This window comes from Saccharopolyspora sp. NPDC002578 (assembly GCF_053592695.1).
Window position 1 is genome coordinate 1 of the sequence record NZ_JBSFWJ010000131.1, and the last position, 8,411, is coordinate 8,411.

Consider the following 8,411-nt stretch of genomic DNA (forward strand, 5'->3'; position numbering starts at 1 on the left):
AAGCAAAACGAGCCGTGGAAGCAATCCCTAAAGCCGACCTTCCACCGCACCACAGCAACCACACGCCCAAACCGGGGAAGGCTCTCAAACCCGACGCCACACGCCAAGCCGAACCCGGCTCCACAACCCGACACCCCACGCCAACCCGAGACCTCAAGCGACGGAGAGGCGTTCTCGGGTGCCGCGGACGCGTGGCCACCAGGCTGCGAGTTCGTCGGCCTTCGCCAGTGCTTCTCGCGCCGCCGCGTTGTCGTGGCGGGCCATGTGGGCGCGGGCGAGGGTGGCGTAGTCGTCGGCCTTCGACAGCGGTGAGGTGTTGTGGTCGGCGCCGATCGCGGCGAGCCGGGCGGCCTCGTCCGGGTCGTCCTCCAGCAGCGCCAGCAGGGCTTTGGTGCCGCTGAGCTGGTAGGCGGGGTAGCCGAGGCCGATCGCGTCGTCGAGCGCCTTCTTCGCGATCGGCAGCACCTCGGCCGCGGGCAGTTGACCTGCTTCGGCGGCGGAGAAGCCGAGTCCGGCCAGCCCGGCCAAGGTGTAGGACATCTCGCGCTGGTCGATGTCGGCGGCGGCGATGTGCCCGACGAGCTTCAGCACGGCTTGGGCGTATTCGCCGTGCGCTTCGAGCATGGTGACCTGGCAGTTGATGGTGGTGTTGAGGCCGGGGTGCGCGGCGGTGAGCCGGTCCGTCGCGGCTTGGGCCCTCGTCACGTCACCGGCGAGCAGCGCTTCGTGCGCGCAGGCGGCGAGCGGGCCCGCGCGGAACTCGGTGCGGCGCGGTTCCGGCATCCGGGGCAGGCCGAACAGCAGCCAGCCGGTCGACGTGGCCAGCGGGGCGCGGCGCGGCCACAGCTTGTAGAGCATCAGCGGTGTGACGGCGACCAGCACGCCGCGGCCGAACGGGCCGTCGGCGAGCGACCAGCTCGCCGCGACCGCCGCGACGCCGGCCAGCGCGGACACGAGCCCCGCCAGCCAGCAGCGCAGGATCACCGGGCTGCGCCACGGTCCGATCTCGGAGGCCAGTTCCAGCGGCAGCATCCGGAGGGTGATCGTGGTCCGGCCGACCCGCCAGGACGCGATGCCGCGCAGCGAGCCGATCACGATGTGCCGGATCCGCAGCCCGAACACGGCCGCTCCGGTCAGCAATCCCAGCTGGGTGATCATCGGCAGCACGATCACCCCGGCGAGCGCTCCCAGCGCCGCGAGCCCGAACCGGCCGTCGTCCGCGATCCCTTCGACGATGCCGACGGCCACCAGGCCCCCGATCGCCGCCACGACCCACGGCCGCAGCCACTGGCGCACTGTCCCCATGGGCGAGGAACTTACGGGACCGCTCGGCGTCGCCTCGGCGCTTTGCGCTTTCCCGGCGGGCCCGACCACGACCGGAGGGGCGGCGAGCTCGGCGCCCGTCCGTCGATCGCGGGCGGAACGACCTGGTCAGCGCGGCCCTCGCGGCCTGCGGGCGACGCGCGGAATGCGGGGTGAGCTACCCGATAGGCTGAGCCGCAGCGGTCGGCGGAGCGAGCTCGGGGGACCGGCTCCGCCGCCCGGTCATCGGACTTGGGAACAGGACGGGAACTCTGTGGCACCGGTTTCGGCAGGCGGTCGGCGCGGCGAACGGGTCTTCGGCGTGATCTTCGCGCTGCTCACGTGCATCGTGTTGGTCGGCGGGTGTTCGCGGGTGATCAGCGGCACGCCTTCGGTGGCGGGCGGACCCGCCACCGACGACGTGGCCGGGTTGCCCGTGGACAACGGCCCCACCGGTCCGCGCACCGGGGTCGCCGACGCGGACCTGCCCGTCGAGGGCACCGACGGCGGCGAGATGGACGTGCTGGCGCGCAACGCCGTCGCCGACATCCAGGACTTCTGGAAGGACGAGTTCCCCGAGTCCTTCGACGGCAAGCGGTTCGACGACGTGAAGCGGCTCGTCTCCTACGATTCGACCGCGCTCGGCGGCGACCTGTGCGGCGAGCGGACCCAGGGGTTGTCCAACGCGTTCTACTGCGGCAAGGAGAACCTGATCGCCTGGGACCGCGCCGATCTGCTGCCGCGGCTGGACAACAGCTTCGGGCCGATCGCCGTGGTCACCGTCCTCGCGCACGAGATGGGCCACGCCGTGGAGCACCGCGCGGGCACCACGCGCGAGAACGATCCGACGCTGGTGCTGGAGCAGCAGGCGGACTGCTTCACCGGCGCGTTCTTCCGGCACGTGGCCGAGGGCGACGCCGAGCACTTCCAGGTCTCCACCGGGGACGGCCTGAACAAGGTGATGGGCGTGCTCAACTACATCCGCGACACCCCCGGCGACACCGACTTCAAGGGCGCTGACGCGCACGGCAGCGCGTTCGACCGCGTGACCGCGTTCCAGTACGGGTTCAGCGACGGTCCGAAGCGCTGCGCGGCGATGGACGCCGACGACGTCAAGCAACGCACCACCCAGTTCCAGTTCTGGAAGAAGGCGCAGGAGACGGACCTGCCGGTGGACGAGAAGAACCTGCGGGCCGTGCAGGACAGCCTGCAGGAGGTCTTCCGGGACACCGGCGCGCTGCCGCCGGAGCTCGTCACCGAGCCCCGCGCCTGCGACGGGGTTCGCGGCACCGCGCCCGCCGCTTTCTGCCCGGCGACCAACACGATCTCGTTGAGCCTGGACGACCTGCAGAAGATCGCGAACCCGCCCGCGAAGGACGCGCCGGACTCCGGCTACGGGGATTTCGCCGCGTACGCGCAGATCGCGTCCCGCTACGCGCTGTCGGTGCAGCAGGCCGCCGGTCTGCCGTTGGAGGGGGCGAACGCCGGGCTGCGCACCGCATGCATGGTCGGTTCCTGGAGCGGGCTGCTCGTCGAGGACCCCATCGGACAGCGCAATCCGGTCGGTGAGCTGCGGATGGCGCCCGGCGACATCGACGAGGGCGTGGCCGCGCTGCTCGGCGACGACAGCCTCATCGCCGCCGACGTCAACGGCGACCAGGTGCCCGCCGGTTTCGCGCGCCTCGACGCGTTCCGGACCGGTTTCCAGGACGGTTTCGGCCCGTGCAGCACGAAGTACGGGGTCTGAGCGGCTTTTCCGACCGGCGCGGCGCGGATCGGGCGCCGTGCTCCGAGTGGCCGATTCCGTCGTTCGGGGAACAACGGCGGAGGGGGTCGCGCGTCTTCCGGGCATGGCTGGATGTCGCGAACTGACGTGGGACGGACTGCTCAACGGCCGGGACCTCGGCGGGCTGCCGGTAACCGGTGGGCGGGTGCGCTGGGGCGCGGTGGTGCGCTCCGGGAATCCGGTGTTCTTGAGCGCCGACGGCTGGGCGGGGTTGTGGGCCCACGGCGTGCGCACCGTCGTGGACCTCACCGACGGCGGTGAGGACGGCCCCGATCAGGCGCAGCGCCCGGCCGGGCTCACCACGCTGCGGCTGCCGCTGGACGATCCCGCTGACACCGAGTTCTGGGAGCGCTGGGGCGGCCCGCTGACGTGCACGCCGCTGTACTACCCGGCGTTCGTGGAGCGGTTCCCGCAGCGGATCGCCGAGGTCGTCGGGGCCGTCGCCACGGCCGGACCGGGCGGTGTGCTGGTGCACTGCGGCAGCGGTCGCGACCGCGCCGGGCTGATCGTGCTCGTGCTGCTGGGCCTGCTCGGCGCGTCAGCCGAGGTCATCGCCGCCGATCACGCCCTGAGCCACGAGCCGCTGGCCGCGTTCCGCACCGCTCGGGGCCGGGCCGACGATGCGCCGGAGATCGAGCGGCTGATCACCGCGCACGGCACCAGCACCGTGGAGGTGGTCCGGTCGATCACCTCCCGCGACCTGGCCGCGCACCTGCGCGCCGCGGGCTTGGCGGGCCAGGACCTCGCGGCGCTGCGGGGCCGGATGCTCAGCCGCTCCCACCCGGAGGCGCCGGAGCGCAGCGTCGACACCCCGTTCCTCTACGGCTGAGCGTTCGCCCTGCCAGGGGCGGTCGACCGCCCGGTGGTCGTGCTGCTCGAACCGGTCGCCGAGGCGCGGCGGAGAACGCTGCTCACCTGGAACGACGGAGTTCGCGACCTGGCCGTGAGGTGCCGCTGCCCGACCGCGCGGGCCGTCCCGCGCGGTCGGGCGACGTCCGCTGCCGCGCAGGTCCGGCGGGGCGTGGGCGCGGGTGGTTTGTAGGCTTCCTGCTCGTGCGGTCGCGCCGCGCTCCGGTTCGCGGTGCGGCCGGAATGCGCGGGTGCCCACCGGTGTTGAGGTGCCGGGCACCTGGTGACCGGTCACCAGGCCTGCCGCGCACCCGCCCGCGGCCGGCGAGCAGCACGCCCGTCGGCCGAAAATCAGCGGCGTCCTCGTGGCGCGGTTCTCTATCCTGGAACGAAGTATGGGTACGTCACCTGTGAGCTCCCCGCTGGCCGACCTGCGCGGCCGCCTGCCCGAGCTGATGTTCAACGACCAGCGCAGGCTCCGCCGCCGCATCGAGGGCGCCCGCAAGATCAAGGACGCCGCGAAGCTGGAGTCCGCCACCGGCGAGATCGCCGCCGACGTCGCCGCCGCCGAGCTGCGCGTCGAGCAGCGCCGCGCCGCCGTCCCGGTCATCGGCTACCCCGAGCAGCTGCCGGTCAGCGCGCGCCGCGAGGACCTGCTGGCGGCGATCCGGGACAACCAGGTCGTGATCGTCGCGGGCGAGACTGGCTCCGGCAAGACCACCCAGATCCCCAAGATGTGCCTGGAGCTGGGCCGCGGCGTGCAGGGCGTCATCGGGCACACCCAGCCGCGCAGGCTCGCCGCCCGCACCGTCGCGGAACGCGTCGCCGAGGAGCTCGGCACCGAGCTCGGCGAAGCCGTCGGCTACCAGGTGCGGTTCACCGAGCGGGCCGGTGAGTCGACGCTGGTGAAGCTGATGACCGACGGCATCCTGCTCGCCGAGATCCAGCGCGACCGGCTGCTGCGCCGCTACGACACGCTGATCATCGACGAGGCGCACGAGCGCAGCCTCAACGTCGACTTCCTGCTCGGCTACCTCAAGCAGCTGCTGCCGCGCCGCCCCGACCTCAAAGTGATCATCACGTCGGCGACGATCGACCCGGACCGGTTCTCCCGGCACTTCGACGACGCCCCGATCGTGGAGGTCTCCGGACGCACCTATCCCGTCGAGGTGCGCTACCGGCCGCTGGTCGAGGAGTCGCCGGACCCGGACCTGCCCGTCAACGAGCGCGATCAGACGCAGGCCATCTGCGACGCCGTCGACGAACTCGGCGCCGAGGGCACCGGCGACGTCCTGGTGTTCCTCAGCGGTGAGCGGGAGATCCGGGACACCGCGGACGCGCTGAACCAGCTGAAGCTGCGCAACACCGAGGTGCTGCCGCTCTACGCGCGGTTGTCGGCGGCCGAGCAGCACCGCGCGTTCCAGCCGCACACCGGCAGGCGCATCGTGCTGGCCACGAACGTCGCCGAGACCTCGCTGACGGTGCCCGGCATTAAGTACGTCATCGACCCCGGCACGGCGCGCATCTCCCGCTACAGCTTCCGCACGAAGGTGCAGCGGCTGCCGATCGAACCGGTCTCGCAGGCGTCGGCGAACCAGCGCAAGGGCCGCTGCGGCCGGGTGTCGGAGGGCATCTGCATCCGGCTGTACTCGGAGCTGGACTTCGAGTCGCGGCCCGAGTTCACCGACCCGGAGATCCTGCGCACCAACCTCGCCTCGGTGATCCTGCAGATGACGTCGCTGGGGCTCGGCGACGTGGCGTCGTTCCCGTTCCTGGAACCACCCGACCGCCGCCAGATCACCGACGGCGTCAACCTGCTGCACGAGCTCGGCGCGCTCGACGAGTCCGGCAAGGACGACGACCGCAGGCTCACCCCGATCGGGCGGTCCCTCGCGCAGCTGCCCATCGATCCGCGGCTGGCGCGGATGGTGATCGCCGCCGACCGCAACGGCTGCCTGCACGAGACCCTCGTGATCGCCTCCGGACTGTCCATCCAGGACCCCCGGGAGCGTCCGGCGGAGCACCAGCAGGCCGCGGGGGAGAAGCACGCCCGGTTCAGCGACAAGGAATCGGACTTCCTGGCGCTGCTGAACCTGTGGAACCACCTGCGCGAGCAGAAGGGCGAGCTGTCCTCGAACCAGTTCCGCAAGCAGTGCAAGGCGGACTTCCTCAACTACCTGCGGGTGCGGGAGTGGCAGGACCTCTACTCGCAGCTGCGGCAGATGGCGAAGTCGCTCGACATGACCATCAACGACCGGCCCGCCGACGCCGAGCGGGTGCACCGGTCGCTGCTGGCCGGGCTGCTCTCGCACATCGGGCTCAAGGACACCGACAAGAAGACCGAGAAGGCCGGGCCTCGCCAGCGCGGTGCCTCCGAATACCTCGGCGCGCGCAGCGCCAAGTTCGCGATCTTCCCCGGTTCGGCGCTGTTCAAGAAACCGCCGCGGTTCGTGATGTCCGCCGAACTGGTGGAGACCTCCCGGCTGTGGGCGCGGGTCAACGCTCGCATCGAACCCGAATGGGTCGAGGACCTCGCGGGGCACCTGGTCAAGCGCAGCTACAGCGAACCGCACTGGGAGAAGAACCGCGCCGCGGTGATGGCCAGCGAGAAGGTCACCCTCTACGGCGTGCCGCTGGTCGCCGGGCGCAAGGTCAACTACGGCCGGGTCGAACCGGAGCTGTGCCGGGAGCTGTTCATCCGGCACGCCCTCGTCGAAGGCGACTGGGACACGAACCACCGCTTCTTCCACGACAACCGCGCGCTGCTGGCCGAAGTGGAGGACTTGGAGGAGCGCGCCCGCCGCCGCGACATCCTCGTCGACGACGAGACGCTGTTCGAGTTCTACGACCAGCGCGTCGGCGCCGAAGTCGTCTCCGGCAGGCACTTCGACACCTGGTGGAAGAAGACCCGCCGCGAGCAGCCGGAGCTGCTCAACTTCGAGAAGTCCATGCTCATCAACCAGGAGTCGGCGCGGGTCACCGACCACGACTACCCGGACACCTGGCAGCAGGGCGGCCACCGGCTGGAGCTGACCTACCAGTTCGAGCCGGGTTCCGACGCCGACGGCGTCACCGCGCACATCCCGCTGGCGGTGCTCAACCAGATCGAACCCGCCGGGTTCGACTGGCAGATCCCGGGCCTGCGCGAAGAACGCGTCATCGCGCTGCTGAAGTCGCTGCCGAAGACGTTGCGGCGCAACTTCGTCCCGGTGCCCGACCACGCGCGGGCGGCGCTGTCCCGGATGCCCGCGATGCGCGGCGACCTCGTGGGCGCGCTGAGCGAACAGCTGCGCGCCATGACGGGCGTCGTCGTCCCGCCGGACTCGTTCGACGTGGACGCGCTGCCCGAGCACCTGACGATGTCGTTCCGCGTGATCGACGGCGACGGCAAGAAGCTCGCCGAATCCAAGGACCTCGACGAGCTCAAGCAGCGGCTGCGCCCGAAGTTGCGCGCCGAGATCTCCGCCGCCGCCGACACCGTGGAACGCGTCGGGCTCAGCGAATGGAGCTTCGGCGAACTGCCGCGCACCTTCGAGAAGGAACGCGACGGCAACGCCGTGAAGGCCTACCCGTCGCTGGTCGACGAGGGCGATTCGGTCGCGGTCCGGATGTTCGACACCGAGGCCGAGCAGCGCCGCGCGCTGTGGGACGGCACCCGGCGGCTGCTGCTGCTGAACCTGCCGTCACCCGTGAAGTCCTTGCAGCGCGGCATGAACGCGCGCACCCGCGTCGTGCTCGGCACCGGCCCGCACGGCGACGTCGCGCGGCTGCTGGAGGACTGCGTGACGTGCGCGGTCGACAAGCTCGTCGCCGACGCCGGCGGACCGGTGTGGAGCCAGGCCGGGTTCGCCGCGCTGGAGGCGAAGGTGCGGGCCGGGCTCGGCCCCGTCACCGCCGACACCGCCGCCAAGGTCGAGAAGGTGCTCACCGCCGCCCAGCAGGCCCGGTCGGCGCTGGCCGACCGGGAGCGCACCATGCCGCGGGAGTCGCTGGCCGACGTCCAGGACCAGCTGGCGGGCCTGCTGCACCCCGGTTTCGTCGCCGGAACCGGCTGGGACCGGTTGCCGGACGTGGAGCGGTACCTGCGCGCCGTCGAGCACCGGCTGGAGAAGGTGCAGCACCACCCGCAGCGGGACCGGCAGTGGCTCGCGCAGATCGACGAGGTGCGGGACCGCTACCGGGCGCAGCTCGACGCCGTCCCCGAGGGCCGCGCGCCCGGCGAGGACCTGCTCAAGGTCGGCTGGATGATCGAGGAGTTCCGCGTCTCGCTGTTCGCGCAGCCCCTGGGCACCCCGCACGCGGTCTCCGCCAAGCGAATCCACCGAGCCCTGGACAAGGCCGCCCGCTGAGAATCCGCGGGTTTGAAGTCGGCCTGCGTGGCGGGTCGGGTGGCGGAACCTCAGCGGTTTCCTCGCTGCGGGATCTTTTTTCCAAGTGGCTCCGCCACGAGGAAAAAAGCTGTCCTCGCGAGGAA

At 71.5% G+C, this 8,411-nt stretch carries 4 protein-coding genes; 3 read left to right on the forward strand and 1 reads right to left on the reverse strand.

From position 1 onward, the window contains the following. Positions 1–153: 153 nt before the first annotated feature. Positions 154–1,305 carry a hypothetical protein gene (locus tag ACWD38_RS29615; RefSeq protein WP_450125382.1) on the reverse strand — a complete coding sequence of 384 codons (1,152 nt, stop codon included), beginning with the start codon at positions 1,303–1,305 and terminating at the stop codon, positions 154–156. A gap of 271 nt (positions 1,306–1,576) precedes the next feature. On the opposite strand from ACWD38_RS29615, the gene ACWD38_RS29620 reads away from it, so the two are divergent. The 3 genes from ACWD38_RS29620 to hrpA all read left to right on the forward strand — a co-directional run bounded on the left by ACWD38_RS29620 (position 1,577) and on the right by hrpA (position 8,286). Further along, complete coding sequence (locus tag ACWD38_RS29620) at positions 1,577–3,049, forward strand: neutral zinc metallopeptidase (protein WP_184481964.1); 1,473 nt, start codon at positions 1,577–1,579, stop codon at positions 3,047–3,049. A gap of 103 nt (positions 3,050–3,152) precedes the next feature. Then, positions 3,153–3,917 carry a tyrosine-protein phosphatase gene (locus tag ACWD38_RS29625; protein ID WP_184481963.1) on the forward strand — a complete coding sequence of 255 codons (765 nt, stop codon included), beginning with the start codon at positions 3,153–3,155 and terminating at the stop codon, positions 3,915–3,917. Positions 3,918–4,332: 415 nt separating this feature from the next. Further along, positions 4,333–8,286 (forward strand): ATP-dependent RNA helicase HrpA, encoded by a 3,954-nt coding sequence (gene hrpA / locus ACWD38_RS29630; RefSeq protein ID WP_184481961.1) that lies wholly within the window; start codon positions 4,333–4,335, stop codon positions 8,284–8,286. Positions 8,287–8,411 lie beyond the last annotated feature (125 nt).

Bases quoted from the DNA above. Each gene is read 5' to 3' on its own strand.
- ACWD38_RS29615 (WP_450125382.1), bottom strand. From the start codon at position 1,305: ATGGGGACAGTGCGCCAGTGGCTGCGGCCGTGGGTCGTGGCGGCGATC.
- ACWD38_RS29625 (WP_184481963.1), top strand. From the start codon at position 3,153: ATGGCTGGATGTCGCGAACTGACGTGGGACGGACTGCTCAACGGCCGG.
- hrpA (WP_184481961.1), top strand. From the start codon at position 4,333: ATGGGTACGTCACCTGTGAGCTCCCCGCTGGCCGACCTGCGCGGCCGC.